This is a genomic window from Arthrobacter sp. 135MFCol5.1 (genome assembly GCF_000374865.1).
In the GTDB taxonomy this organism is placed as follows: domain Bacteria; phylum Actinomycetota; class Actinomycetes; order Actinomycetales; family Micrococcaceae; genus Arthrobacter.
Genome location: NZ_KB895454.1, coordinates 219,237 through 244,501 on the forward strand (window position 1 = coordinate 219,237; position 25,265 = coordinate 244,501).

General features: G+C 65.4%; 23 protein-coding genes. 6 read left to right on the top strand and 17 right to left on the bottom strand.

Features of this window, described 5'->3' with window-relative positions; translation table 11 throughout:
* Window positions 1-40: 40 nt before the first annotated feature.
* The 5 genes from C563_RS0107235 to C563_RS0107255 all read right to left on the bottom strand — a co-directional run bounded on the left by C563_RS0107235 (window position 41) and on the right by C563_RS0107255 (window position 5,223).
* On the bottom strand, window positions 41-442 hold the full coding sequence (locus C563_RS0107235) for a cytochrome c oxidase subunit 4 (RefSeq protein WP_018761374.1): 402 nt from the start codon (window positions 440-442) through the stop codon (window positions 41-43).
* Window positions 439-2,166 (bottom strand): aa3-type cytochrome oxidase subunit I, encoded by a 1,728-nt coding sequence (ctaD, locus tag C563_RS0107240; RefSeq protein WP_018761375.1) that lies wholly within the window; start codon window positions 2,164-2,166, stop codon window positions 439-441. The genes C563_RS0107235 and ctaD overlap by 4 nt, the downstream gene beginning before the upstream one ends.
* A gap of 10 nt (window positions 2,167-2,176) precedes the next feature.
* A complete protein-coding gene (gene ctaC, locus C563_RS0107245; RefSeq protein ID WP_026264471.1) occupies window positions 2,177-3,049 on the bottom strand; it encodes an aa3-type cytochrome oxidase subunit II in 873 nt (290 codons plus the stop codon).
* Window positions 3,050-3,235: 186 nt separating this feature from the next.
* Window positions 3,236-3,625, bottom strand: a complete 390-nt coding sequence (locus C563_RS0107250; RefSeq protein ID WP_018761377.1) for a HesB/IscA family protein — start codon at window positions 3,623-3,625, stop codon at window positions 3,236-3,238.
* A gap of 158 nt (window positions 3,626-3,783) precedes the next feature.
* Complete coding sequence (locus C563_RS0107255; protein WP_026264472.1) at window positions 3,784-5,223, bottom strand: dipeptidase; 1,440 nt, start codon at window positions 5,221-5,223, stop codon at window positions 3,784-3,786.
* A gap of 93 nt (window positions 5,224-5,316) precedes the next feature.
* On the opposite strand from C563_RS0107255, the gene C563_RS0107260 reads away from it, so the two are divergent.
* Window positions 5,317-5,919, top strand: a complete 603-nt coding sequence (locus tag C563_RS0107260) for a DUF3043 domain-containing protein (RefSeq protein ID WP_018761379.1) — start codon at window positions 5,317-5,319, stop codon at window positions 5,917-5,919.
* Window positions 5,920-5,990: 71 nt separating this feature from the next.
* Here the strand turns inward: C563_RS0107260 and C563_RS0107265 are convergent, their stop codons facing one another.
* The gene (locus C563_RS0107265; RefSeq protein ID WP_018761380.1) at window positions 5,991-7,061 is read right to left on the bottom strand and encodes a quinone-dependent dihydroorotate dehydrogenase; all 1,071 of its coding nucleotides are present in this window, start codon (window positions 7,059-7,061) and stop codon (window positions 5,991-5,993) included.
* 93 nt (window positions 7,062-7,154) lie between these two features.
* On the opposite strand from C563_RS0107265, the gene C563_RS0107270 reads away from it, so the two are divergent.
* On the top strand, window positions 7,155-8,114 hold the full coding sequence (locus C563_RS0107270; protein ID WP_018761381.1) for an alpha/beta hydrolase: 960 nt from the start codon (window positions 7,155-7,157) through the stop codon (window positions 8,112-8,114).
* Here C563_RS0107270 and C563_RS0107275 read toward each other — a convergent pair.
* The 3 genes from C563_RS0107275 to leuA all read right to left on the bottom strand — a co-directional run bounded on the left by C563_RS0107275 (window position 8,105) and on the right by leuA (window position 11,533).
* Window positions 8,105-8,953, bottom strand: coding sequence for an isoprenyl transferase (locus C563_RS0107275; protein WP_018761382.1), 849 nt, complete (start codon window positions 8,951-8,953; stop codon window positions 8,105-8,107). The genes C563_RS0107270 and C563_RS0107275 overlap by 10 nt on opposite strands.
* Window positions 8,954-8,955: 2 nt before the next feature.
* Window positions 8,956-9,708: a DNA repair protein RecO gene (gene recO / locus C563_RS0107280; RefSeq protein WP_018761383.1), complete on the bottom strand. Its 753-nt coding sequence runs from the start codon at window positions 9,706-9,708 to the stop codon at window positions 8,956-8,958.
* Window positions 9,709-9,793: 85 nt separating this feature from the next.
* A complete protein-coding gene (gene leuA / locus C563_RS0107285) occupies window positions 9,794-11,533 on the bottom strand; it encodes a 2-isopropylmalate synthase (protein WP_018761384.1) in 1,740 nt (579 codons plus the stop codon).
* Window positions 11,534-11,785: 252 nt separating this feature from the next.
* On the opposite strand from leuA, the gene C563_RS0107290 reads away from it, so the two are divergent.
* A complete protein-coding gene (locus C563_RS0107290) occupies window positions 11,786-13,738 on the top strand; it encodes a M13 family metallopeptidase (RefSeq protein WP_018761385.1) in 1,953 nt (650 codons plus the stop codon).
* Window positions 13,739-13,841: 103 nt separating this feature from the next.
* Here the strand turns inward: C563_RS0107290 and C563_RS0107295 are convergent, their stop codons facing one another.
* From C563_RS0107295 to C563_RS0107315, 5 genes are all read right to left on the bottom strand, one after another.
* Entirely contained in the window at window positions 13,842-15,428 is a 1,587-nt protein-coding gene (locus C563_RS0107295; protein ID WP_018761386.1) for an LCP family protein, read from the bottom strand.
* 96 nt (window positions 15,429-15,524) lie between these two features.
* On the bottom strand, window positions 15,525-16,484 hold the full coding sequence (gene era, locus C563_RS0107300; protein WP_018761387.1) for a GTPase Era: 960 nt from the start codon (window positions 16,482-16,484) through the stop codon (window positions 15,525-15,527).
* Window positions 16,468-17,799 carry a hemolysin family protein gene (locus C563_RS0107305; RefSeq protein WP_018761388.1) on the bottom strand — a complete coding sequence of 444 codons (1,332 nt, stop codon included), beginning with the start codon at window positions 17,797-17,799 and terminating at the stop codon, window positions 16,468-16,470. Before C563_RS0107305 ends, era begins: the two co-directional genes overlap by 17 nt.
* A complete protein-coding gene (ybeY, locus tag C563_RS0107310; protein WP_018761389.1) occupies window positions 17,796-18,269 on the bottom strand; it encodes an rRNA maturation RNase YbeY in 474 nt (157 codons plus the stop codon). The genes C563_RS0107305 and ybeY overlap by 4 nt, the downstream gene beginning before the upstream one ends.
* Window positions 18,266-19,354: a PhoH family protein gene (locus tag C563_RS0107315; RefSeq protein WP_026264475.1), complete on the bottom strand. Its 1,089-nt coding sequence runs from the start codon at window positions 19,352-19,354 to the stop codon at window positions 18,266-18,268. The genes ybeY and C563_RS0107315 overlap by 4 nt, the downstream gene beginning before the upstream one ends.
* A 383-nt stretch (window positions 19,355-19,737) precedes the next feature.
* Here C563_RS0107315 and C563_RS0107320 point away from each other — a divergent pair, with 383 nt between their 5' ends.
* Window positions 19,738-20,658: a GerMN domain-containing protein gene (locus C563_RS0107320; RefSeq protein WP_018761391.1), complete on the top strand. Its 921-nt coding sequence runs from the start codon at window positions 19,738-19,740 to the stop codon at window positions 20,656-20,658.
* On the opposite strand, the gene C563_RS0107325 is transcribed toward C563_RS0107320, so the two are convergent.
* From C563_RS0107325 to hrcA, 3 genes are all read right to left on the bottom strand, one after another.
* Window positions 20,645-21,421, bottom strand: coding sequence for a 16S rRNA (uracil(1498)-N(3))-methyltransferase (locus C563_RS0107325; protein WP_018761392.1), 777 nt, complete (start codon window positions 21,419-21,421; stop codon window positions 20,645-20,647). The genes C563_RS0107320 and C563_RS0107325 overlap by 14 nt on opposite strands.
* A 2-nt stretch (window positions 21,422-21,423) precedes the next feature.
* The gene (gene dnaJ / locus C563_RS0107330) at window positions 21,424-22,551 is read right to left on the bottom strand and encodes a molecular chaperone DnaJ (protein WP_018761393.1); all 1,128 of its coding nucleotides are present in this window, start codon (window positions 22,549-22,551) and stop codon (window positions 21,424-21,426) included.
* An 84-nt stretch (window positions 22,552-22,635) separates the two neighbouring features.
* Window positions 22,636-23,649 (bottom strand): heat-inducible transcriptional repressor HrcA, encoded by a 1,014-nt coding sequence (gene hrcA, locus C563_RS0107335; RefSeq protein WP_018761394.1) that lies wholly within the window; start codon window positions 23,647-23,649, stop codon window positions 22,636-22,638.
* 173 nt (window positions 23,650-23,822) lie between these two features.
* On the opposite strand from hrcA, the gene C563_RS0107340 reads away from it, so the two are divergent.
* Both C563_RS0107340 and C563_RS0107345 read left to right on the top strand, forming a co-directional pair.
* A complete protein-coding gene (locus C563_RS0107340; protein WP_018761395.1) occupies window positions 23,823-24,674 on the top strand; it encodes a DUF3097 domain-containing protein in 852 nt (283 codons plus the stop codon).
* 119 nt (window positions 24,675-24,793) lie between these two features.
* A complete protein-coding gene (locus C563_RS0107345) occupies window positions 24,794-25,204 on the top strand; it encodes a DUF4870 domain-containing protein (protein ID WP_018761396.1) in 411 nt (136 codons plus the stop codon).
* Window positions 25,205-25,265 lie beyond the last annotated feature (61 nt).

Below are 25,265 nucleotides of genomic sequence, written 5' to 3' on the forward strand. Positions count from 1 at the left end.
ACCGCAAGGTGGGGCCCGACGTCGATATTACTGCAGAGGCCTAGTGCGCGTGGTCACCGCGGCTGTATTCGTAGACCCAGCCGACGAGGGCCACGACGGCAATGCCGCCGGCGATGAAGACGATCCAGAAACCGACTGCCATACCGAGGAAACCGGTGGCGCACGCAATCCCGAGAACCAGGGGCCACCAGCTCCAGGGGCTGAAGTGTCCCTGCTCGCCGGCACCCTCGTGGATCTCGGCATCGCTGCGGTCTTCAGGCCGCAGCCCAACCCGCTTACCGGTGAATCCGAGGTAGGCGCCGATCATGCCTGCCAGGCCGCCGACGAGGAGAATGCCCAGGATGCCGACCCATTCGCTCCAGTTGGTCAGGAAGCCGTAGACCAGGGCGACGGGGACGAAGAAGAAGACTCCAGAGCCAAAGATCCAGGATTCAATTTTCACTGTGCGGTGTCCTTCTGGTCAGCGTTGCCGAGCACTGCGGCTGCGGGGGCAGGCGAATCGACGGTGTGTACCTGTCGGAGTTCCGGGTGGTGGAGGTCCAGCGCAGGACGCTCTGAGCGGATCCGGGGCAGGGACGTGAAGTTGTGGCGCGGCGGCGGGCAGGACGTGGCCCACTCCAGCGACGCTCCGAAGCCCCAAGGATCATCCACCTGGACCTTTTCGGCATTCCGCCACGTGATGTAGACGTTCCAGAAGAACGGAATCAGGGAAGCGCCGAGCACGAAGGATGCCACCGTGGAGAACTGGTTCATCCAGGTGAAGTTGTCCTCAGGCAGGTAGTCGGCGTAGCGGCGGGGCATGCCCATGACGCCGAGCCAGTGCTGGATCAGGAAGGTGCCGTGGAAGCCCAGGAACAGCAGCCAGAAGTGGATCTTGCCCAGGCGTTCGTTGAGCATCTTGCCGGTCCACTTGGGCCACCAGAAGTAGAACCCGGCGAACATGGCGAACACGACAGTGCCGAACACCACGTAGTGGAAGTGCGCAACCACGAAGTAGGAGTCCGATACGTGGAAGTCCAGCGGCGGGGAAGCCAGGATGATGCCTGTCAGGCCACCGAAGAGGAACGTGATGAGGAAGCCGATGCTCCACAGCATGGGGGTCTCGAAAGTCAGCGACCCCCGCCACATGGTACCGATCCAGTTGAAGAACTTCACGCCGGTGGGCACCGCGATGAGCATGGTCATGAACGAGAAGAACGGCAGCAGGACTGCGCCGGTGACGTACATGTGGTGGGCCCAGACGGTCACGGAGAGGGCAGCAATGGCGATGGTTGCGTAAACCAGGCCCTTGTAACCGAAGATCGGCTTGCGGCTGAACACGGGGAAGATCTCAGAGACGATACCGAAGAAGGGCAGCGCGATGATGTATACCTCGGGGTGCCCGAAGAACCAGAACAGGTGCTGCCAGAGGACTGCACCGCCGTTCGCGGGATCGAAGATGTGCGCACCGAACTTCCGGTCCGCGCCGAGGGCGAAGAGGGCTGCGGCCAGCGGCGGGAAGGCCATGAGCACCAGGATCGCCGTGATCAGGGTGTTCCAGGTGAAGATGGGCATCCGCCACATGGTCATGCCCGGGGCGCGCATGCAGATGATGGTGGTGATGAAGTTGACCGCGCCGAGGATGGTGCCGAAGCCGGACAGTGCCAGGCCGAATACCCACAGGTCACCGCCGATGCCAGGGGTAAACGTGGTGTCCGAGAGCGGCGCGTAGGCGAACCAGCCGAAGGACGCAGCACCCTGGGGGGTGATGAAGCCCGACACCGCAATGGTGGAGCCGAAGAGGAAGAACCAGAACGCGAGGGCGTTCAGGCGCGGGAACGCGACGTCGGGGGCACCGATCTGCAGCGGCATGATCACGTTGGCGAACCCGGCAAAGAGCGGGGTGGCGAACATCAGGAGCATGACGGTGCCGTGCATGGTGAACAGCTGGTTGTACTGCTCCTTGGTCTGCAGGATCTGCATGCCGGGCTCGAAGAGCTCGGCACGGATCAGCAGCGCCATCACGCCGCCGAGGCAGAAGAACACAAACGATGCGATCAGGTACATGTACCCGATGGTTTTGTGGTCTGTGGAGGTGATCCAGTTGACGACGATGCGTCCCTTGGATTTTGGTACCACGGGCGCCGACAGGGCTCCCGCGGGTGCGGATTGGGTGTACGTAGCCACGTCGCTCCCCTTACTTGGTTTCGTTCAGGTTCGGGTTGCGGTCGTACTCAGCACCAAGCAGGCCGGTGTTGCCTTCAGCCTTGAGCTGGTCCATGTGTGCCTGGAATTCGGTTTCCGACACCACCTTGACGCGGAACAGCATTTCGGAGTGGTACTCGCCGCAGAGTTCGGCACACTTGCCGTCGTAGGTGCCCTCTTTAGTGGGGGTGAACCGGATGTAGTTGGTCTTGCCGGGGATCATGTCGCGCTTCTGCAGGAAGGCGGGAACCCAGAAGGAGTGGATGACATCGCGGGAATTGAGTTCGAGGTCAACGGACTTGTTGACCGGCAGGTACAGCGTAGGAAGCTGTTCCATGTCGATGTTGTTGCCGGTCAGGTGGGCCTGGACACCGGCCTCGTGGAGGTCTTCCTGGATGACGTCGCCGGACTTGTAGTTGAAGTCCCACGCCCACTGCTTGCCGCGGACGTCGACGACGACGTCGGCAGGCTGCGAACGGTCATCGATCGCCTGCTGGTCACGGTCGGTGAAGTAGAAGAACACCAGGACCATGAAGATCGGGATAGTGAGGTAGAAGACCTCGAGGGGAAGGTTGAAGCTGGTCTGCCGCGGGAAGCCCACGGTTCCCTTGCGGCGGCGGTAGGCCACCAGGCACCAGATGATCAGGCCCCAGGTAATGGTGCCCACCACGAGCGCAGCAATCCATGAGTTGACCCAGAGGTCCATGATGCGGTCGGTGTTGCTGGTGGTGCCACGTTCAGTGGGCATCCACCCTTTCTCTACCTCTGGCGAACATCCGGTCAAAACCAACGCGCCGGCAATAGCCAAGCTTGAGATCGTTGTGATCGTTTTGCGTCGGCTGCCGGTTCGGTTCTGCGAACTCACAGACGGCCCTTCCTACTTGTTGCTGTTGTCCGGGCTGCCATGGGCGCTCCGGGCACACTAAAAGTTTTACTACTCGGTGTAGAGCTTACCGCTCTGCCGGGCGTTTCGCCCACATGTCAGCGCCGAGCCTCCGTGCCGTTTTGGACGGCGGGAAGCTCGGCGCGGACATCGGGCGAAATAACCGGGTTAGTGGAACGAATCACCGCAGGCGCAGGAGCCTCCGGCGTTCGGGTTGTCGATGGTGAAGCCCTGCTTCGAGATGGTGTCCTCGAAGTCGATGCTGGCCCCGCTGAGGTACGGAACGCTCATCTTGTCCACGACGACCTCAACTCCGTCGAAGTCACGGACGGCGTCGCCGTCGAGGAGCCGCTCGTCGAAGTAGAGCTGGTAGATCAGCCCCGAGCAGCCGCCGGGCTGCACAGCCACGCGGAGCCGCAGGTCCGTGCGGCCTTCCTGCTCGAGGAGGCTGCGTACCTTGCCTGCAGCGACGTCGGTCAGGTCAACCTCGTGAACGGGCAGTTCTTCACTGGCCGCAGCGGTGGTCGCGGTGCTGTTTTCGTTGGTTACGGTGCTCATTGGCCTACCTTCTTAGGACGGTCTGGCGGCGCCGCCAGACGGCGCCTGCCCCTACGGATACGGTATGGGCTATAGCTACATGCTACGCGCGGCAGTCCTGTAGCTCTAACTCCTGACGTAACCGTCAAAACCTGCCGGTTGTTCCCTGGGAGCGCCGCCTAGGCCAGGCCTTCGCTGTTGAGCCGGGCCAGCATCAAGGCTTCAGCCAGGACGGCGTTGCGGAAGTCCCCGATGTGCAGGGATTCGTTGGCGCTGTGGGCGCGGGAATCAGGGTCCTCCACACCCGTCACCAGGATCTGCACATCAGGGTAGACCTCCGTCAGGTCGGCGATGAACGGGATGGAACCGCCTATCCCGGTTTCGACGGCGGGAACTCCCCAGGCCTCGCCCAGGGCCCACATGGCCAGCGAAGCGGCGGCCGAAGAGGTGTCGGTGCGGAACGGATTCCCGGCCTCCCCCGGCGTGAAGACCACCTTCGCGCCGAACGGGGCATTCGCTTCCACATGGCGGCGCACCGCTTCCATGGCCTCCGCCGGCGCCTGCCCCGGCGCCAGCCGGAGGCTGAACTTGGCCCGCGCCCGCGGAATCAGGGTGTTCGAGGCGACATCGACGGCGGGCGCGTCGAACCCGATGATTGACAACGCGGGTTTGGTCCACAGCCGTGAGGCGATGCTTCCGGTGCCGGCGAGGCGCACTCCGTCCAGGACCGACGCATCGGCGCGGTAGTCGGCCTCGGGCATCTCGACGGACGCTGTGTCGGCGGCGACCAGCCCCTCGACGGCGACGTTCCCGTCGTCGTCGTGAAGGGTGGCGATCAGGCGGGACAGCAGGGTCGGTGCGTCGAGGACGGGGCCGCCGAACATGCCCGAATGCACGGCATGCTTGAGGACCTGGACCTCGATGACGCCGTCAACCAGTCCGCGGAGGCTGGTGGTCAACGCCGGTATCCCGACTTTCCAGTTGCTGGAATCCGCAACAACGATGACGTCCGCACGCAGCAGTTCGCGGTTGGTCTCCAGGAAGGAACGGAACGTTGGCGAGCCGGCTTCCTCCTCGCCTTCGATGAAGAAGGTCACGCCGAGTCCAAGGGAGTCGGAAAAGACCTCGGAGACGGCAGCATAGGCGGCAATGTGCGCCATGATGCCGGCTTTGTCGTCGGCGGCACCGCGCCCGTACAGCCGGCCGTCCTTTTCGACGGCGGTGAATGGCGCGGTCTCCCACAGGGCTTCGTCACCCACAGGCTGGACGTCGTGGTGGGCGTAGAGCAGGATGGTCGGCTTCCCTTCCGCCGCAGGGCGGCGGGCGACCACGGCGGGGCCGCCGGGGGTGCCGTCCTCCTTGTTAACGGTCAGGACCTGGACCTCGGGCAATCCTGCTTCACGGACCAGGGCGGCGACGGCGTCCGCGCTGCGTTCGAGCGGGGTGCGGTCGAAACTGGGCCAGGCAATGCCTGGAATGGCCACCAGATCCTTGAGCCGGGCGAGGGTCTGGTCGAAGGACCGGTCCACCGCCGAACGGAGATCGTCCGTCCAGCCGGCAGCGCCCTGTCCTGATGTATCTGCAGTGGTGTGCGGGGTCGCCGCAGGTGATGAAGTCATGGCCAAAACATTACCCCCGCCACATTAGGCCGCAGGCCGCCTGCAGCCGGGCGGACAGGCGGCGGGCGTGTTCCCGCAAGGTATTCTTGTCAGGTGTTCGGACGTAGAAAAGAAGCGCCCTCGGCGCAGGAAACAGTAGACCAGCAGGCAGCGGAAGCGGCAGCCCGGCAGAACAGCGCGGTGGGCAAGGGTGCCCCGACCCCCACCCGGAAGGCCCAGGAAGCTGCCCGTAAGCGTCCGCTGGTGCCGGAGGACCGCAAGGCGTCCAAGGCCGCCGAACGCCAGGCTGTCCAGGACCAGCGCTTGAAGATGCGCCGCGCGCTGGACACCGGAGATGAGAGGTTCCTCCCGCTGCGGGACAAGGGGCCGCAAAAGCGTTTTGCCCGGGACTTTGTGGATGCGCGCTTCAATCTCGGCGAATACCTGATGTTCGGTGCGCTGCTCTTCGTCCTGGTGTCCTTGGTGGTTCCGGCCTCGAGCGACATGATGGTCTACGTGCTCGGCGCGTTCTGGGTGATGTTCCTGGCCGTCTTCGTTGACGTTTTCATCCTCTCCCGCAAGCTCCGGAAGAACCTGGCCCAGAAGTTTGGTGAGGTGGAACGCGGAACCGTCTGGTACGGCTCCATGCGCTCCCTGCAGTTCCGCAAGCTGCGCCTGCCCAAACCGCAGGTTGGCCGCGGCCAGTACCCGTCCTGACGCGCGGGACCACTTAAACGCAGGAACCCCGGTGGTCAGCCCACCGGGGTTCCTGCGTTTAACGCTGGGGGTCAGCGGTGCCCGCGCTTCGCCAGCTGCCTGTTGATCCGTGCGGCCCAGAACGGTCCTTCGTACAGGAACGCGGTGTATCCCTGCACCAGGGTGGCCCCTGCGTCGAGCCTGTCCTGGACGTCCTGGGCGGACTCCACGCCACCAACTGACACCAAAGCCAGCGCATCATCAGTGGCGTCTTTGAGCCGCTTCAAGACCTCCAGTGAGCGCTGTTTCAGGGGAGCCCCGGACAGTCCGCCGGCTCCGCACTTTTCCACATCGCCGGCCGCCGAGGAAAGCCCCGTACGGGCGATTGTTGTATTGGTGGCGATGATGCCGTCCAATTTCAGGTCCAATGCAAGCCGGGCAACGTCGTCGATGTCCTCATCGCTTAGGTCCGGGGCGATCTTCACCAGCAGCGGTACGTGCCGCCCGGCGGCCCTGTCGGCTTCCTGCCCCACGGCGACCAGGAGCGGGCGGAGCGTTTCCACGTCCTGGAGCAGCCGCAGCCCCGGAGTGTTGGGTGAACTGACGTTGACCACCAGATAGTCGGCGGCGGGGGCCAGGCTGCGTGCGCTGACGAGGTAGTCGTCCACGGCGTCGGCCAGCTCCACCACCTTCGTTTTGCCGATGTTCACACCGATGACGGGACGAACGTCCGGGTACCGGCGCTGAAGCGCTGCGCGCGCGGCCTTGAGCCGGGGCGCGACGGCTGCGGCGCCGTCGTTGTTGAATCCCATCCGGTTGATCACGGCCCTGTCCTGAACCAGGCGGAAAAGCCGGGGCTTCTCATTGCCGGGCTGTGCCTGGCCGGTGATGGTTCCCACCTCCACGTGGCCGAATCCAAGCTCGCTGAGGGCTTCGATGCCAAGCCCTTCCTTATCGAACCCCGCGGCAAGGCCGAAGGGCGAGGGGAAAGTCACGCCAAACGCGGTGGTCCGCAGTGACGGCGCGGGAGCCGTGAGCTTCTGCAGGACCCTTCCCGCGCCTGTGGCATGCGCGAGCCGGATCCCCTTGAATCCAATTTTGTGGGCGCGCTCGGCGTCCATCCATGAAAAGGCCAGCTTGAAGAAAGTGGGATAAACGCGCATGCCTCCAGTTTCCCGTCTCGTGGCGTCCCACACCAAAACGGAGAAGCGCCCTGGCAGGCGGCCGTACCCGCAGCGCCGGATTAGCATGATGGCATGCACTGGCAGCGGGACATCCTGGGCGGGGACTTCGAGTCCTGTTCCTTCGTGGCGACCAGTGCCGACGGCGTGGAGCGGACGGCAACCTTGGTCCGGCTCCGGCCGGCCGGCGATGTGGCCGCTTCGGATGGCCCGCGACGGTCAGTGCTGTTCCTTCACGGGTGGAGCGACTATTTCTTCAACGCAGACCTGGCCTATTTTTGGGCGCGGGCCGGGTACGACTTCTACGCGCTGGACATGCACAACCACGGGCGCAGCCTGCGGCCGGATTTCCCGGGCGGCTATGTTGGCGACCTGGCCGCCTATGACGCGGAAATACAGGAGGCGTGCAGGCTCATCGCCCGTGCCGGCGGGCCCGGGCCCATGGCACTGATGGGCCACTCCACGGGCGGGCTGGTGGCGGCACTCTGGACGAGCCGCCACCCTGGCGCCGTGTCGCAACTGATCCTCAACAGCCCCTGGCTGGAGATGCACGGGAGTGCACTGGTACGCCGCGCCGCGTCAGGCATGGTGGGGCCGGTGGCCCGGTTCCGGCCCCAGGCGGTGCTCCGGCTTCCCCAGCGGGGCCACTACTGGCGCACCATCAGCAGTGCGGCCGACGGCGAGTGGCCGCTTGACGAGCGGTACCGCCCGCGCATGGCGTTCCCGGTACGTGCCGGCTGGCTGAGGGCTGTCCTCGCCGGCCACGCCCGGGTGGCACGGGGACTGGGGATCCGGGTGCCCATCCTGGTGCTGCTGTCCGCGGGAAGCGCCAACGGGCTCCTCTGGTCGGAGGACATGCGGCGGACCGATGCGGTCCTGGATGTGGCAATCATCGGCGCGCGTGCCCTGACCCTGGGCACCACGGTGACCGTGGAACGAATCGACGGCGCGCTGCACGACGTCTTCCTGTCCCCTGAGGCGGTCCGAACCGACGCCTACGCGCGGCTGGCACGCTGGCTGCGGGCTTACGGCTGAGGCCGTTCCGCTTCTGACCCGGCCGGTGCGGCGGCGTCGACAGCCCCACCGTAGCGGCGGTCCCGGCGCGCATATTCTTCGACGGCGGCCCACAGGGTGCGCCGGTCCACGTCCGGCCAGAGCGTGTCCATGAAGACGAACTCGGCGTAGGCGGACTGCCAGAGCAGGAAGTTGGACAGCCTTTGCTCACCCGAACTGCGCAGGAAGAGATCCACGTCCGGCAGGTCCGGCTCGTCGAGGTACTTCTGGATGGTCCGTTCAGTGATGGAACCCGGTTTGAGCCGTCCCGCGGCCACATCCGCGGCTATCGCCGACACCGCGTCCGTGATCTCAGCACGGCCGCCGTAATTAACACACATGGTCAAATTACAGGTGCTGTTGGCCGCCGTGAACTCCTCGGCTTCCTCCAGTTCGCGGATCACGGACCCCCACAGCCGGGGCCGCCGGCCTGCCCAGCGGATCCGCACGCCCCACTCGTCCAGCTGGTTCCGCTGCCTGCGCAGCACATCCTTGTTAAATCCCATCAGGAAGCGGACTTCTTCCGGAGACCTGCGCCAGTTTTCCGTAGAGAATGCGTAAACACTGACGTACTCGATCCCGAGTTCGATGGCACCGGCCATGACGTCAAGGAGGGCCGGCTCCCCCGCCTTGTGCCCTTCGATCCGGGGAAGGCCCCGCTGGTTGGCCCAGCGGCCGTTGCCGTCCATCACGATGGCCACGTGGCGGGGTATGAACTCCGCCGGGATCTTGGGCGCCACCTCGCCTGAAGGATGCGGGTAGGGTGCCGTTACCGGATGGGTCCGCCTGCGGGCTGCATTGTTCTTCTTACCCAGGGCCACTGTCAGGTACGCTCCACGTGTTTGAGGGATTTCAGGACTCGTTCCAAATGCCATTGCAGGTACGCCGCCACCAGGCCCGCCGCTTCCTTGCGGTGCTGGGCCAACGATGCGTCCGCCGTCGTCCAGTCACCGGTCAGCAGGGCAGCGAGCAGGCCGACGGTCTCGGGCGCCGGGGCAGGGGAACCGGGGGGCCGGCACCGGGCACACACCATGCCGCCAAGGGGCGCCGAAAATGCCGAATGCGGCCCCGGCGCGCCGCAGCGGGAACAATCAGTGAAGCTCGGCGCCCATCCGCCAGTGGACAACGCACGCAGGAGGTAGGAGTCCAGGATCAGGCCGGCAGCATGTTCATCCCGGCTCAACGCAGCCAGGGCACCCACGAGCAGGTTGTACTGCGCCGTGCCGGCCTCGCCGTCGACGTCTGTCAGCTTCTCCGCCGTCTCGGTCATGGCGGCGGCCACCGTGTACCGCCCGTAGTCCGCTGCGATGCTGCCGCCGTAGGCACCCTTGGCCACCGCCTGGGTGACGATATCAAGGGTGCGTCCGGATACCAGTTGCAGGTCAGCCACCATGAACGGTTCAAGCCGGGCACCGAACCGGCTGCTGGTGCGGCGTACGCCCTTGGCCACCGCGCGGACCTGCCCGTGGTGCTTCGTCAGGAGCGTGATGATCCGGTCCGCCTCGCCCAGCTTGTGGGTGCGGAGCACCACGGCGTCGTCCCGGTACGCCCGGGAGGCAAAAGACTGTTGGACCACGCTCTATCTTCCCATTCTGCCCGGCCGTAGGTCGCCAGGACGCGGTTGTGCCGCCGTCGGAACCGGCGGCACAACCTCGCAGGCGTCAGGCCTGGGCGTCGCGGATGGCGCGGTTGACGGCCGAAATGACCGCCTTCAGCGACGACATGCTGGTATTGGCGTCGATGCCGACACCCCACAGGACCCGCTCCCCCACTGCGCACTCGACGTACGCGGCGGCCATGGCGTTGCCGCCTTCGGACAAGGCATGTTCGCTGTAGTCCAGCACCCGGACGTCCACGCCGTCGTCGTGCAGGATGCTCAGCAGCGCGGCGATCGGACCGTTGCCGGTACCGGTGCGCCGGACCTGCGCGCCATCAATGGTGAGCGAGGCGTGAAGCGTCATGCCGCCGTCGTCATCTGTTTCCGTCTTGACGGCACCCAGCGAGTAGCGGCCCCACTGCCCGTCCGCCTGGCCGGAGGGCAGGTACTCGTCCTGGAAGATCTGCCAGAGCTGGGCCCCGCTGACCTCCCCGCCGACAGTGTCGGTGCGCCGCTGGATGACGCCGGAGAACTCGATCTGGGCACGGCGCGGCAGGTCCAGGCTGTGCTCGTTCTTGAGCAGGTACGCAACGCCACCCTTGCCGGACTGGGAATTGACCCGGATCACGGCTTCGTAGCTGCGGCCCAGGTCCTTGGGATCCACCGGCAGGTACGGCACCTGCCAGGTGAAGTCGTCCACGGCCTTGCCGGCCGCAGCGGCATCGCGCTCCAGGGCTTCGAAACCCTTCTTGATGGCGTCCTGGTGGGAGCCGGAGAAGGCGGTGAACACCAGGTCGCCGCCGTAGGGGGACCGCTCCGGGACGGGCAGCTGGTTGCAGTACTCCACGGTCCGGCGGACGTCGTCAATATTGGAGAAATCGATCATGGGATCGATCCCCTGGACGAACAGGTTCAAGCCCAGCGTCACCAGGTCCACGTTGCCGGTCCGCTCGCCGTTGCCGAAGAGGCAGCCTTCGATGCGGTCGGCGCCGGCCATGTATCCCAGCTCCGCGGCGGCGACACCGGTGCCGCGGTCGTTGTGCGGGTGCAGGGACAGGATGATTCCCTCGCGCGGGTGCAGGTGGCGGCTCATCCACTCAATGGAGTCGGCGTAGACGTTGGGCGTCGCCATTTCCACCGTGGCGGGGAGGTTGATAATGACCTGGCGGTCGGCGGACGCCTCGAACACATCGGCGACGGCGTTGCAGACGCGGACGGCGTACTCAAGTTCCGTGCCGGTGAAAGACTCCGGCGAATACTCGTAGGTCACGTGCGTGTCAACGAGCGTTTCCTCATACTTTTTGCAGAGCCTTGCACCCTGCAGGGCGATGTCCAGGATTCCGTCCTCGTCCTGGTTGAACACCACACGGCGCTGCAGGACCGACGTGGAGTTGTACAGGTGCACGATGGCCTGCTTGGCGCCCACCAGGGACTCGTAGGTCCGCTCGATCAGGTGCTCGCGGGCCTGGGTCAGGACCTGGATGGTGACATCGTCAGGAATATGGTTTCCCTCAATGAGCTGGCGGACAAAGTCGAAGTCCGTCTGCGACGCGGACGGGAAACCGACCTCGATTTCCTTGTAGCCCATGCGGACCAACAGGTCGAACATCTTCATCTTGCGCGCCGGGCTCATGGGATCGATCAGGGCCTGGTTGCCGTCGCGCAGGTCCACCGCGCACCAGCGCGGGGCTTTGGTGATGACCTTGTCCGGCCAGGTGCGGTCCGGCAGTTCGACCTTGATCTGGTCCTGGAACGGGGTGTACCGGTGGGCAGGCATTCCGGAGGGCTTTTGTGCGTTACGCATGATGTTCGTGGCCTTTTCTATCGATCTTCAGTGAAAGGGTGGCCGGGCAACACAAACTCCGCAGCGAGGGTGGGCCGTGCGCTAGATAGCGTCTGTGGCCTCGCCGCGGCAGCTAAGGAGAAGGAGCTCTGCACGCACACTTTGAGCGTAACACGGGTGCGTAAGATGAAAGGGCACTACCGTCCGTAAAGTCCAGCATGCAGACGCCTCCGTGTTCGCCCGGCAGCGGCGTCGCAGCAAAAAGGAGTTTCAGTGCCCATTTCGGGGATCGATCTGTCCACCATTGATCACACAGTCCGGCCGCAGGATGACCTGTACCAACATGTGAACGGCGCCTGGTTGAAAGCCACCGAGATTCCCGACGACCGGCCCCTGGAAGGTACGTTCACTGCCCTCCGTGACGGGTCCGAGATCGCCGTCCGGGACATTATCGAGGAAGCGGCGGCCAAGGGCGCGGATGCCACGGGGATCGAACGGAAGATCGGCGACCTCTACAACAGCTTCATGGACGAGGCAACTGTTGAGGGCAAAGGCCTGGAACCCATCCGGGCCCGGCTGGCCGAAGTCTTCGCCACCGCGTCAGTCGAAGAGCTCATGGCGCTGGCAGGCCGGCTCTTCCGCGCCGACGTCGGCGGCCTCTTCTACATCTACCCGGCACCGGACGCGGGTAATCCGGACCGGGTCCTGCTCTACACCGGCCAGGGCGGCCTGGGCCTGCCCGACGAGTCCTACTACCGCGAAGAGAAGTTCGCTCCCATTGTCTCGGCATACACCGGACATCTTGGGAAGATGTTCGAACTGGCCGGCGTGGCTGATCCGAATGGTGCGGCGGACCGGGTGGTCCAGCTGGAAACGAAACTCGCCGCCCACCACTGGGACAACGTCACCCTGCGGGATCCGCAGAAGACCTACAACCTGAAAACGGCAGATGAAGCCACTGCGCTCTTCCCGCTTTTGGGTACCTGGTTTGAGGCAGCCGGGATTGAGCCGGCCAAACGGGCCGAAATCGTGGTGAGCACGCCTGACTTCTTTTCGGGGGCCACCGCGCTCCTGGACGAAGTGCCGCTTTCCACGTGGCAGGAATGGCTGGCGATGCGCGTCGTCAGCGCCGCCGCACCCTACTTGTCCTCGCCTTTCGTGGACGCCAACTTCGCGTTCTACGGCACCACGCTCAGCGGCACCCCGCGGAACAAGGACCGTTGGAAGCGGGGGGTCGCGGTGGTCGAATCCGGTCTGGGCGAGGCCGTGGGCCAGATTTATGTGGCACGGCATTTCCCCGAAACCCACAAGGCCCGGATGCAGACCCTGGTGGCAAACCTGACCGAGGCCTACCGCCGGAGCATCAACGATGTCGCCTGGATGGGTGAGGACACCAAGGCGGAGGCCCTCCGCAAGCTTTCGGCCTTCCGTGCCAAGATCGGCTTCCCGGACGAGTGGATCGACTACTCAGCCGTCGAAATCAAGCCCGATGACCTGCTGGGCAACGTGGAGCGCGCCCACAACGCCGATGTGGACCGGCACCTGGATGAAGTGGGCAAACCCGTGGACCGCAACAAGTGGCTGATGACGCCGCAGACGGTCAACGCCTACTACCACCCGATGATGAACGAAATTGTGTTCCCGGCAGCCATCCTGCAGCCGCCCTTCTTCACGGCCGACGCCGACGACGCCGTCAACTATGGCGGCATTGGTGCGGTGATCGGGCACGAGATTGGCCACGGTTTCGATGACCAGGGTTCCCAGTTCGACGGCGGCGGGGCGCTCCGCAACTGGTGGACGGACGAGGACCGCCAAGCATTCGAGGCCCTGACGGCCCGGCTCGTGGCGCAGTATGACGCCCTGTCCCCCACCGCGGCACCTGGCCACCACGTCAACGGCAGGCTCACGCTGGGCGAGAACATCGGCGACCTGGCGGGGCTCACCATCGCCTACAAGGCTTACCTGATCAGCCTGGACGGTAAGGAACCCGAGGTCCTGGACGGCTTCACCGGGCAACAGCGCTTCTTCGCCTCCTGGGCCGCGGGCTGGCGCCAGGTCATCCGCCAGGAGGAAGCCGTCCGTCGCCTGGCCACGGACCCGCATTCCCCGAACGAATTCCGCACCAACGCGATCGCCAAGAACCTTGACGCATTCCATGAGGCGTTCGACGTGACGGAGGCTGATGGCATGTGGATGCCCGCCGCTGACCGCGTCAGCATCTGGTAGCGGCCGCGCGGGATTCCGGGCGAACAGCAGGCCCCGTCGGTACCGGCGGGGCCTGCTGTTCGTCTGCGGGCGCCTTCGCCTGCTCCGGGCAAAGCGCTGCCTGCTACTGCCGGACGATCAGTGCAGGGTTGGCCTGCTGGCAGACCTTGTCCCCTGCGGTCTGGTTGACGATGTCAGACGGCAGCGCGGGCGCGCCGGAACCGAAGGCAGTGCCGGTGGTGAAGTCACTGCCCACGTACACCTGGACGCCCTGGATGGCCGGCAGCGGAATTACCTGTTCGGCTGGAATGCCCAGCAGGGCGGCGACGTCGGTGGCCACGTCGGCGAAGTTGGGGCCGTAGTAAACGGCCGTCTTGGCCACCGGCTGTGCCTGGAACTGCGACGTTGCGGCGAAGCCGCCGCTGACCAGGGCCTGCACAAGTTCCTGCGCCCTGCCGGGGACGCCACTGCCATTGGCAACGGTGACGGGCTGGATCGCCTTGTTGTACGGGGGTACCGGCGCCGCTGTCTCCGTCGGCGAGGGCGTTGGCGTGGCAGACTCGCCAGGGGCCGGTGCTGTGGTGGTGGGTGCCGTCGGGTCGGTCAGGTCGACGTTCTTCCGGAGCGCGGAGAAAAGCTGGGCGCCCGCAGGTTCGGCGATCACCAGGCGGTTGGGGTCGGTGGGTGCCGGCGTGGTGGGCACGGCCACGAACGCAACCTTGCCGATGTCGATGTTCTTCAACCGGTTGCCGATGGTGAGGAGGGCCGGAACGGAGGCCAGGCCATCGTCCACTGTCAGGTTCTGGGTGACGACGTCAGCGATCTTGAGCATCCTGGCGGGGTCGGACAGCGTCCCCTCGTCCTTGATCTTGCGGGTCAGCGACGACAGGAACCCCTGCTGGGCCTTGATCCGGCCCAGATCGCCGCCGTCGGCGAACGCGTGCCGGGTCCGGAGGTAGGAAAGGGCCATCTCGCCCTGGACGGACGATGTCCCGGCGGGGAGGCGAAGCCCCGAGTCGGGGTCGAAGACGGCGTCGCTGATGCATACCTCCACGCCACCGACGGCGTTGGAGAGTTCCTTGACGGCGTTGAAGTCGGCCATCATGAAGTGGTCCACCTGCATGCCGGTGAGTTTGTTGACGGTATCCACGGCACATCCGATGCCGGCCTCACCCATGGCCTCATTGATCATCACGCCACTGCGGGCAGGGTAGACCTTTTTGGTCTTCTGGTCGGTGCACTGCGGGATGTCGACCAGGAGGTCACGCGGGAAGCTGATGACGTTGACGCGCTTGTTGTCCTCGGAGATGTCCATCAGCATCATCACGTCCGACTTGCCATAGCCGGTGGAATCGTCAGCGGACCCGTACTGGGAGTTCTTCCCGTCCCGGGTGTCCGAGCCGAGAATCAGGATCTGCATCCGGCCCGTGGCATCATTGGCAGGCGATTCGGTACTGCCACCGCCGGCGTTCAATGGGGCCTTGGAAATGTTGCCCTGCAGCCGGAAGAACCAGAAGCCCGCAAAAGCGATCCCGCCCACCAGGACTGCGGCCACCACGCCGGTGAGGATCTTCAGCCACAGGGGCACGGTGCGCAGCGGCCCCAGGTGGCGCGCCGCCCCTGCGGCACCGCCGTCCGCGTGCCGGGATACCGGTCCCGGTCCGGCTGAGAGGTCAGCCTCGTTGTCGCGTTCGTCGCGGCCTCGACCCACGGGGTGAACCTTCCTCTTAGTACAAAGTCCGGTCCATTTTAGTGGTCCAGTCTGGAGATGCGGCAGGACGGCTCCATTGGGCGCCCTGTGGGCTGCTCAGAAACCCAGTTTGACCAGTTGCTTCGGGTCGCGCTGCCAGTCCTTGGCTACCTTGACATGGAGGTCGAGGTAGATGCGGGTTCCCAGGAGCGCTTCGATACCCTTTCGGGCGTTGGTGCCCACTTCACGCAATCGGCTGCCGCCCTTGCCGATAATGATGGCCTTCTGCGAGGGCCGTTCCACGTAAAGGTTGACCCGGACGTCCAGCAGCGGGTTGTCATCGGGACGGTCCTCCCGGGGGACGATCTCCTCGACGACGACAGCCAGGGAGTGGGGAAGCTCATCCCGGACGCCTTCCAGCGCCGCCTCGCGGATCAGTTCGGCCACCATGACGGCCTCGGGCTCGTCCGTGAGCTCACCGTCCGGGTACAGCGGAGGCGACGGCGGCATGTGGCTGATCAGCACGTCGGCCACGGTTTCCACCTGGAAACCGTCAGCGGCTGAGACGGGCACGATGTCTTTCCAGCCGTCCTCCCCCATCACCTCGCGGCCCAGGGCCGCAACGGCGAGGAGCTGCTCAGTCAGAGCCTGCTTGTCCACCAGGTCAGCTTTGGTGACGATGGCGATGACGGGCTTGCGCCCGACGGCGGCAAGCTGTGTGGCGATGAACTTGTCACCGGGGCCGATCTTCTCGTTGGCCGGCAGGCAGAATCCGATGGCGTCAACTTCGGACAGGGTGTCGGCGACGAGGTCGTTGAGGCGCTTGCCCAGCAGGGTGCGTGGCCGGTGCAGTCCAGGGGTGTCCACAAGGATCAGCTGGGCGTCTTCACGGTGGACGATGCCCCTGATGGTGTGCCGTGTGGTCTGCGGTTTGGCCGAGGTGATGGCCACCTTCTTGCCCACCAGCGCGTTGGTCAGGGTGGACTTGCCGGCGTTCGGCCTGCCGACGAGGATCGAAAACCCTGCGCGGAAGCCGCCGAAATCGTCCGGCGCCGCGTCCTTATTTTTCTTGCTCACGTGGAACTCCCTGCTGGGTTGTTTCGGCCTCTTCCAGGAGGCCTTCAAAGTCAGTCTCTACTCTTGGTACGGGCGCCGCAATGATGTGGCTGACCCTGTTGCGCCGGCCTTCCAGCCGCTCAGCGCGAAGGGACACTCCCTGTACTTCCACGCTGCTGCCCACGATCGGGACCCGGCCAAGTGCCTTGGCCAGCAAGCCACCGACGGTGTCCACCTCGTCGTCGTCGAGCTCCAGGTCGAAAAGTTCGCCAAGATCGTCGATGCCCATCCTGGCGCTGACCCGGTAGGAGCCGTCACCCAGCGCCACAGCCTCGGCACTTTCGGTGTCGTATTCGTCCACGATCTCGCCGACGATTTCCTCGATCAGGTCTTCCAGCGTGACCAGGCCTGCGGTACCGCCGTACTCGTCGATCACGATTGCCACGTGGGTGGATTCCTTCTGCAATTCGCGCAGGAGGTCACTGACGGGTTTGGACTCTGGCACGTAGCGCACTTCCCGGGCCAACGCCTCAACGACGGGTGGCTCCTCACCGGTTTCCAGCTGGTGGATGACCGCTGCGACGTCCTTGAGGTAGATGATGCCCAGGATGTGGTCGGTGTTTTCGCTGATCACCGGGATCCGTGAATATCCGGAGCGGAGGAACAGTGACATCGCCTGGTGAAGGCTGGAACCGGCGTCGATGCTGACAATGTCGGTCCGCGGCACCATCACGGCCCTGACCAGGGTGTCGCCGAAGTCGAAGACCGACTGGATCATCTCCGCCTCGGTGTCCTCGATCATGTCCGATTCACTGGCTCGGTCCAAGAGCTCACGGAATTCCTGCTCACTGAAGAATGCGTCATCCCCGCCCGGGGCTCCCGGGGCGGCGGAACTGCCGAGGGCCACGAGCCAGCCGGGAATGGGGCCCAGCACACTGGTGAGGAAACGGACCATCGGGGCGGTGAACCGCACCACGGTCGTGGAGTGCAGTCTCCCGAGCTGTCGGGGTGAGACACCTACGATCACGAACCCGAGAACGGCCATGATGCCGGTGGCTACGAGGCCTGCCAGCCAGACGTTGTCCAGGAGGCTGGCCACCAGGACGGCCACTGCCACGGCCGAGGCCATCTCGAACCAGACACGCCAGAACCGGAGGGCCCGGGTGTGTGCCACCGGCTCCGCGAGGATGCGGCGCATGGCCGTGCCGCGGCTTTTGTGCAGTGCCGCTTCCGCGTCGTGCCGGGGAAGGAAACTGAAGGCGGCTTCGGCCGCTGTCAGCAGGGCCGCGACGGCAAGGAAGACCAGTGCCACCGCGACGAGGAGCAGTTGCGTCACTGGGTCGTCTCGGCGGGTGCTTCTTTGCCGGTGAATCCGGTCAGGAGTTCGCGCTGCAGGCCGAACATCTCCGCTTTTTCCTCCGGTTCCGCATGGTCGTAGCCCAGCAGGTGGAGGATTCCGTGGGTGGTCAGGAGCAGCATTTCGTCCTGCAGCGAGTGGCCGGCGTTCTTGGCCTGGACCTTCGCCACCTGCGGGCAAATTGCGATATCGCCCAGCATGCCCTGGGGCGTCGGCCGACCCGGGGTTCCGGGCGTGAGTTCGTCCATGGGGACCGAGAGCACATCCGTGGCGCCGGGTTCGTCCATCAGTTCAATGTGCAGCTTTTCCATGGCCGGTTCGTCCACCAGGAGGATGGACAGCTCGGCCTGGGGATGGATGTAGAGCTGTTCAAAGATGTACCGCGATAATGCAACGAGTTCGGCTTCTTCGACGTGGACGCCGGACTCGTTGTTCACCTCGATGCTCACGCGTGTTCCCCCCGCTTTTCCCTGTTGACTGAGTGCTTGACGCGGTTCCGCTGGGCTTCGTCCCAGACGCTGTAGGCGTTGACGATGTCGCCGACCAAGCGGTGACGGACCACGTCCGCGGCGTCAAGGACGGAGAAGTTCACGTCCTCGATGCCCTGCAGGATTTCCTCCACGATCCGCAGCCCCGAACGCGTTCCAAACGGCAGGTCCACCTGGGTGACGTCTCCGGTGACCACCATCTTGGAGCCGAACCCGAGACGGGTGAGGAACATCTTCATCTGTTCCGGCGTGGTGTTTTGCGCCTCGTCGAGGATGATGAAGGCGTCGTTGAGTGTCCGGCCGCGCATGTAAGCCAGTGGTGCCACCTCGATGGTCCCGGCGGCCATCAGCCGAGGGATGGACTCGGGATCCATCATGTCGTGCAACGCATCGTAAAGCGGCCGAAGGTATGGATCGATCTTGTCGCTCAGCGTTCCGGGCAAGAAGCCAAGGCGTTCCCCTGCCTCCACCGCAGGGCGGGTGAGGATGATGCGGCTGACCTCTTTTTGCTGCAGGGCCTGGACGGCTTTGGCCATGGCCAGGTAGGTCTTGCCGGTGCCTGCGGGCCCGATCCCGAAAATCACCGTATTGGCGTCGATCGCGTCGACGTAGTTCTTCTGGTTCAGCGTTTTGGGCCGGATGGTCCTGCCGCGGCTGGAGAGGATGTCATGGGTGAGGACGTCCACCGGGTTCTGCAGTGACTGGGTGCGCAGGAGCGCCACGAGCTGCTGCAGCACAGCAGGGGTGATCACCGTGCCGCGGGCCACGAGGCCACGGACCTCCTGGAGGAGCCGCATGATCCGGGGGACGTCGCTGGCCGGACCGCTGATGGAGAGCTCGTTGCCGCGCACGTGGAAGTTGACGTCCGGGAACTGGACTTCGATGAACCGCAACGCCTCATCGTGGCTGCCAAGTGATTGAACCATCTGGTCCGAATTCTCAAACAGGACAACTTCGGTCCTGGTGCCCGGCAGTGAGTGGGGAAACTCCCCCGGGCTGCCGTCGCCTGTGTTGAGCCGGCGCTTACCATTCGCTGATTCAGTCATGGTGCTGGCCCGCAGGCCTGTGGTCCCCTCGAAGTTCTTCAATCCAATTTTCCGTGCCGGAAAGGGGCGCCCGTTGCACGGTGCTCCTTGCCCAGCGATCCCATCATCTTACGCCAGCAGCAGGCGTCTGCGGGCACGGCGGGCTGCTGCCCATCACACAGGCGCGGCCGTTTGGTATCAACTTCATATCGGCCTCATATCGTTCCCGTTGCAGTTGGGGCGTGAGGGCCACAGAACCGCTGCTGGGCTGCACCGCTGTGCAATGCTGGAAATCCAGCAACTGCTGGGACTCCAGGCCGTCAGGGGATCGGCCCGCCACGCCACGAAAGGACAAGGGCAGGACAGTGCCGGATACCTCTGTGCCCAAAAGGGCAGGCCGAACGATGGGCCCCTTGCGCCCGGCGGTCCTGGCAGGCGTCCTGGTGCTCGTTCCCATACTGGCAGGCTGCACCGCTGAGGGCGGCCCATCGCCCACCGGCACCCTCGCCTCGGTCCCGGCGTCCGGCGGGACCATGCCGGACGCACCGTCCACCAGCGCTCCGCTGGAGACCACCCAATCCTCCAACAAGGCGCCCGTGTACTGGATCGGCCGCAGCGGCGGCAACATTTTCCTGTACCGCGAATTCCGCGATGTCCCGGAGCAGGACAACCCGGTAACGCGTGCGTTGCGGGCCATGATGTCGGAGAAGCCGCTCGACCCCGATTTCTTCACGCCATGGCAGAATCCGGATAAGTTGGCCACCTCGATTTCAGGCAAAGACGTCATTACGGTGGACGTTTCGGCTGACGCGTTCAACAGCAACCTCGACGCCGACATGGCTGCCCGCGCCATCCAGCAACTGATTTATACGGCCACCGCGGCGGCCGCCAGTTCGGGGCTGATCGACACCAGCCAGCAGGTCCGGGTCCGGATCCTCGTGGACGGGCACACCGACTACGTCGCTTTCGGGAAGGTCCAGCTGGGCGCCCTGATGACCCGTGCTGCCGGCCTGGTGGCGCCGGTCTGGATCACTGATCCGCAGGAAAATACCGAAGTCCCGGCAGGAACCGTGAAGATCACGGGCCGCAGCACGTCGCCGGGAGCCAAGCTCCACTGGCAAATCCTGCAGGTTGCGGACAACGGTGGCGGCAAGACGCCTTTCCTGAGCGGCGAAACGACGGCGGCCGCGGAGCAGGGCCAGGCGGGGGTCTTCACACTGGCCCTTAACCTGCCGGCCGGTGACTATGAACTCCACGTGGCGCAGGCCGGATCCGGTGGAGAACCGGACCGGAACGAGGACACCCGGTCCTTTAGGGTGCGGTAGCCCAGCGTCCCAGGATATCGCTGGCCAGCACGACGGCGGCCGGGCCGGCAGTGGAGGACCGCAGGACGTGGTGCCCCAGCAGGGCCGTCACCGCGCCGTTGTCACAGAGCTTCGTCACCTCGCGGGGACTGATGCCGCCTTCGGGGCCAACAATCAGCAGGATCTCGCGGGGCCCGGTGCCCGCGCTCCCCTGCCATCCTTCCAGGACGGTGCGCAGGGGCCTGACAGCGTCTTCGTGCAAGATCACGGCCAGGTCCGCGGCGGCCACGGCGTTGCAGAGCCCGGACGTTTCAACGGCGTCCCGGACCTCGGGAATCCAGGCGCGGCGGGCCTGCTTGGCGGCAGCGGCAACCGCCGACTGCCACTTGGCATGGGCCTTGGCGGCCCGGTCCCCCTTCCAGCGGACGATGGACCGTTCCGACTGCCAGGGTATGACGGCATCGATGCCCAGTTCCGTTGCGGTCTCAATGGCCAGTTCGTCCCTGTCGCCCTTGGCCAGCGCTTGCGCCAGCACCAGCCGGACCTCGGGCCTGTCTTCGGCCACCACGGTCCCGCACTCCACTTCCAGCGCGGAGGACGATGCTGATGCCACCTTGCCGGTCATGCGCGCGCCGGCGCCGTCCACGATGTCCACGGCCTCCCCCGGCGACAAGCGCTTCACGGTGACTGCGTGCCGGGCTTCAGGGCCTTCCAGGACAAAGACCTGGCCGGGCGCCAGGCCGTCCAGCGAGCCGGGGCTGGCAAAGAATACGGGGTTGCTCACCGCTACAGGTTACCGAGCCGGTCCCGGAGCTTGGCGAACATCCCGCCGCTGGCAGCGAGCTTACCCTCGGTGATCTGTTCCCCACGGAGCTTGGCCAGCTGGCGCAGCAGGTCCTCTTGCGCGGCGTCGAGTTTGGCGGGAGTGTCCACTTGGAGGTGGACCTTCAGGTCTCCGCGCCCGTAGCCCCTCAGGTGGGTGACGCCCAGACCGCGGAGGGTAATGACCTCGCCGGACTGGGTGCCGGGCTTGACGTCGATCTCCTGGCTGCCGTCGAAGGTTTCCAGGCTGACGTCGGTGCCGAGGGCAGCCGCTGTCATGGGGATGTGCAAGGTGGCGTGCAGGTCATCGCCTTCGCGGACATAGGTGGCGTCGTTGTTGACCCGGATCTCCACGTAGAGGTCGCCTGCGGGGCCACCGGCGGGGCCGGCTTCGCCTTGCCCCGAGAGCTGGATGCGGGTTCCGGTGGCAACACCGGCAGGGACCTTGATGGTCAGTGAGCGGCGGCTGCGGATGCGGCCCTGGCCGGTGCATTCGTTGCAGGGATCCTTGATGACCGTGCCGAAGCCTTCGCAGGTGCCGCAGGGGGCCGCCGTCATGACCTGGCCAAGAATGGAGCGGACAGCACGCTGGACCTGGCCGCTGCCGCCGCAGATATCGCAGCGTTCGGGGTGTGTGCCGGGGCGGCAGCACGATCCGTCGCAGGTGGGGCAGACGACGGCGGTGTCCACTTCGAGCTTCTTGTTGACGCCAAAGACGGCGTCGCGGAGGTCGATCCGGACGCTGATGAGCGCGTCCTGGCCCCTGCGCACCCGGGACGCCGGACCGGACGTGCCGCCGGCGCCGAAGAAGGTGTCGAAGATGTCCTGGAACGCGAACCCTTGGCCCGCGTAGCCCGCACCGCCGAAGCCGTTGTCTGTTCCGTTCTCATTGCCGGTGGTGTCGTAGATGCGGCGCTTCTGGGGGTCGGAGAGGACCTCGTAGGCGTGAGTGACTGCCTTGAAGCGTTCCGACGCGTCCGCCCCGGGGTTTACGTCCGGGTGGAGGGTGCGGGCCAGTTTGCGGTAGGCCTTTTTGATCTCTTCGCCCGTAGCTTCGGGGGAGACTCCAAGGACGTCATAGTGGCTGCTCAAAGTTCGTATCTCTTCCTTGTTGTACTGCGTGCCGTTGGGCCCGGTGTCCGGTCCCGTTGCAAGACGTGGTCCGGCAACGGAGGATCAGGGCCCCAAAATCCTGGAAAGGTAGCGGGCCACGGCCCTGACGGCGGCCATGGTGGTGGGGTAGTCCATCCGTGTGGGGCCAAGGATCCCTACCTTCGCGGCGCTGTCAGGTCCGTAGCCTGTGGCCACCACCGATGCCTCCGCGAGGCCGTCGTAAGGGTTCTCCCGTCCGATGCTGACGGCCACGCCGCGGTGGTCCTGTGCCATTTCGCTCAGCAGCCGCAGCATCACCACCTGCTCCTCGAGTGCTTCGAGCACCGGGCCGATGCTGAGTGGAAAGTCTACGTTGGACCGGGCCAGGTTGGCCGTTCCGGCCATGACCATCCGGTCTTCCCGGCTGTTCTGGGCCAAAACCTCCAGCCCAAGCGCGAGTGCGTGCGCGGCCTGGCGCTGAGGGTGCGGCGCGGCGGCGACGACGGCGGGCAAGGCCTGCGCGAGGTGGCTCAGCGACGTGCCGCCCAAGGCCCCGAGGAACCGGGTCCGCAACTCAGCCAGCGCCTCGTCACCGAGGTCCTGGCCGACGTCGATCACGCGCTGCTCGACTTTGCCGCTGTTGGCAATCAGCACCACCAGTACTTTGCGCGGTGCCAGCAGCACGAATTCGATGTGGCGGACCAGGGCCCTGCTCAAGTGCGGGTACTGGACCACGGCCACCTGGTTGGTCAGCTGGGACAGGAGGCGGACCGTGCGGTCCAGGACGTCGTCGAGGTCGTCCGCTCCTTCCAGGAGTGATTGGATGGCCCGCCGCTCTGCGGCCGACAGGGGCTTGACCGCCGAGATCTGGTCCACGAACAGGCGGTAGCCCTTGTCCGTGGGTATCCGCCCTGCGCTGGTGTGCGGCGCGGTGATCAGGCCCTCATCCTCCAGCGCCGCCATGTCGTTGCGGATCGTGGCGCTGGACACACCGAGATGATGGCGCTCCACCAGCGCTTTTGAGCCGACCGGCTCGCGGGAGTGGACGTAGTCCTCCACGATCGCCCGCAGCACTTCCAGTTTGCGTGGCTCGCTCACTCTCCACCTCCATCCACGGTCCGGGGCGCGTGCCCCGTCCGGTGCCGCCCAGGGGTTAGCACTCGACATGCCTCAGTGCTAACAGTCTATTATGCCTCGGCCCGTTGTTAGCATTGGTACCGCTCCGGGCGAAACTCCGGGGGTGAGGACCTAATGCGAGGCGGATCGAATCCATGGACTACCAGAACTGGGGCCCCCGCGGGATTTCCGCCCCTGCCCGGACCGAACTGCCGGAGGTTCCCGTGGAGCGCGGCATGGTGCTTGAGGAAGTCCAGTCCGGCTGGGTTGGGGCTGTCACCCGGGTGGAGAAGTCCGGCGGAATGCACGTGGTTGCCCTCGAGGACCGGCGCGGAAAATCGCGATCCTTCCGGCTGGGCTTCGGCTTCCTCCTGGAAGGACAGCCGATCCGCCTGATGCCGCCGGCGCCCGCCCGCGCTGGGGCCGGTCCCGCCGCAGGGCGGACCGCGTCCGGGTCGGTTCGGGTGGCAGGGCAGCGCGCCCAGGTCGCAAAGGCGAGCCGGATCTGGGTGGAAGGCAAGCATGACGCTGAACTGGTGGAGAAGGTGTGGGGAGACGACCTTCGGGTGGAAGGCATCGTCGTCGAACCCCTGCACGGCATCGACGACCTCACGGCCGCCGTGGCGGACTTCAGGCCGGGACCTGGGCGCCGCCTTGGGGTCCTCGTGGACCACCTGGTGCCCGATTCAAAGGAATCGCGCATCGCCGAGGCTGTGATGGCCTCCCCTGGTGCCGCCGGAAATGTCCTGATCGTCGGCCACCCCTACGTGGATGTGTGGCAGGCCATCCGCCCCGCGGTGCTGGGCATCCAGCAATGGCCGGCGATTCCCCGCGGCCAGGACTGGAAGACCGGCATCCTGAAGGCCTTTGGCTGGCCGCACTCCACCAAGGAAGATATCGGGCTGGGGTGGCAAAAGCTCCTCGGCGCCGTCCGCACGTACGCCGACCTGGAACCGTCGCTGCTGGGGCGGGTTGAGGAAGTGATCGACTTCCTCACCGTGCCCTGAAAGCCGCTCCCGCCCCGCGACCCAGTATTCTGGATACTGCGATGCCTTGCTTTTCACAGCATGTCACCGAGTCCTTATTAGTCGTCAGCACCACTTGCACCCCAGAAGGAAAACAGACTGTGGCAGAAAACGCACGTGATCACAGGGATGGCCAAGGCCGTTCCGAGTACCATGGCGTCCCCGCCAATGCGCTGCCGCTCACGGCCAGCGAAGACCGCCAATGGGCCACGCTGGCCCACTTCGGCGGGATCCTGGGGTGCATTCCGTCCCTGCTGATCTACCTGATCTTCCGGGACCGCGGACCATTCACCGCGCAGGAGTCGAAGGAAGCGCTGAACTTCAGCCTGCCGCCCACCATCGCCGCGGTCCTGGCCAACATCCTGGTGTTCATTCCCTACGTGGGCAACATCTTCGCCGTGATCGCCACGCTGATCTGGGTGGCGCTGACCTGCTTCTCGGTGGCCGCAGGGATCCATGTCAACCGGGGCCAGCCGCACCGCTACCCGTACAACCTGCGCTGGATCAAATAGTCCCCAGCGGCTCCCAGCGGCTCCCAGCGGCTCCCAGCGGCTCCCAGCGCAATCAAGCCCC

Coding starts and splice junctions, on each gene's coding strand:
- C563_RS0107255 (WP_026264472.1), bottom strand. CDS start 5,223: ATGACTTCATCACCTGCGGCGACCCCGCACACCACTGCAGATACATCA.
- C563_RS0107250 (WP_018761377.1), bottom strand. CDS start 3,625: ATGAGCACCGTAACCAACGAAAACAGCACCGCGACCACCGCTGCGGCC.
- C563_RS0107315 (WP_026264475.1), bottom strand. CDS start 19,354: ATGACTGAATCAGCGAATGGTAAGCGCCGGCTCAACACAGGCGACGGC.
- C563_RS0107265 (WP_018761380.1), bottom strand. CDS start 7,061: ATGCGCGTTTATCCCACTTTCTTCAAGCTGGCCTTTTCATGGATGGAC.
- C563_RS0107340 (WP_018761395.1), top strand. CDS start 23,823: ATGGACTACCAGAACTGGGGCCCCCGCGGGATTTCCGCCCCTGCCCGG.
- C563_RS0107320 (WP_018761391.1), top strand. CDS start 19,738: ATGGGCCCCTTGCGCCCGGCGGTCCTGGCAGGCGTCCTGGTGCTCGTT.
- C563_RS0107270 (WP_018761381.1), top strand. CDS start 7,155: ATGCACTGGCAGCGGGACATCCTGGGCGGGGACTTCGAGTCCTGTTCC.
- leuA (WP_018761384.1), bottom strand. CDS start 11,533: ATGCGTAACGCACAAAAGCCCTCCGGAATGCCTGCCCACCGGTACACC.